This window comes from Streptomyces sp. NPDC021224, from assembly GCF_044332905.1.
GTDB lineage: Bacteria > Actinomycetota > Actinomycetes > Streptomycetales > Streptomycetaceae > Actinacidiphila.
This window is the reverse complement of the sequence record NZ_JBIRPW010000047.1, coordinates 1-1,134: the sequence shown is the minus strand read 5'-3', so window position 1 is coordinate 1,134 and position 1,134 is coordinate 1. Positions and strand designations below refer to the sequence as shown.

The following is a 1,134-nucleotide window of genomic DNA, read 5'->3' as shown; positions in this document are numbered from 1 at the left end:
TAGTCTTCTGAGTCAGGAATTCGCTTCAAATATCCGGCGAGGCGCTCGAGGATGTCGTCGGCGGTCTTGGTCCAGATGTAGGGCTTGGGGTCGGTGTTCCAGGTGGCGATCCACTGGCGGATGTCGGTCTCCAGGGCCTGGACGGACTTGTGGACGCCTCGCCGTATCTGTTTGTTGGTCAGCTCGGCGAACCAGCGCTCGACCAGGTTGAGCCAGGAGGAGCCGGTCGGGGTGAAGTGCAGGTGGAAGCGGGGATGGGCCAGCAGCCACGTCTTGATCGCGGGGGTCTTGTGGGTGGCGTAGTTGTCCAGGACCAGGTGCACCGAGAGGTCCGCCGGTATCTCCTTGTCGAGCTTGATCAGGAACTTCTTGAACTCCTCGGCCCGGTGCCGGCGGTGCAGGGACCCGATGACCTTGCCCGTGGCGACCTCCAGGGCGGCGAACAAGGTGGTGGTGCCGTGCCGGACGTAGTCCGCGGTCTGCCGTTCAGGAACGCCGGGCATCATCGGCAACACGGGCTGGGAGCGGTCCAGGGCCTGGATCTGTGACTTCTCGTCCACGCAGAACACCAGGGCCCGCTCGGGCGGGTCCATGTAGAGGCCGACGACGTCGTGGACCTTGTCGACGAAGTACGGATCGGTCGAGAGCTTGAAGGTCTCGGAGCGATGCGGCTGCAGGCCGAAGGCCCGCCACACTCGGGACACCGTCGACTGCGACAGCCCGGTCTCCTTGGCCATCGACCGCGTCGACCAGTGTGTTGCGTCCTTCGGAGTGCGCTCCAAGGTTCTGGCCACCAGATCGGCCACCTGCTCATCGGTCACGGTGCGGGGACCGCCTGACCGGGGCATGTCGCCCAGGCCGGCGATCCGGTGCTCCACGAACCGCGCCCGCCACCGCCCCACCGCATGCGGCGTCGAGCCCACCTCCGCCGCCACGTCCTTATTCGACGCGCCCGTCGCGCAAGCCAGAACGATCCGGCACCGCAACGCCCACGCCTGAGGCGTCGAACCACGCCGCACCCAACCCTCCAGGGCAGCCCGTTCATCAACCGACAACACCAACTCGGCCTTCGGCCGACCCGTCCGTGCCACAGGCCAAGTCTACAGATATGAACGAAATTCCTGACTCAGAAGA

1 protein-coding gene is annotated in these 1,134 nt (G+C 65.7%); it reads right to left on the bottom strand.

What is annotated here, in order from left to right:
• Window positions 1–1,091: IS630 family transposase (locus ACH4PY_RS37115; protein WP_398192935.1), on the bottom strand; the 1,091-nt coding region annotated here is incomplete at its 3' end.
• Window positions 1,092–1,134 lie beyond the last annotated feature (43 nt).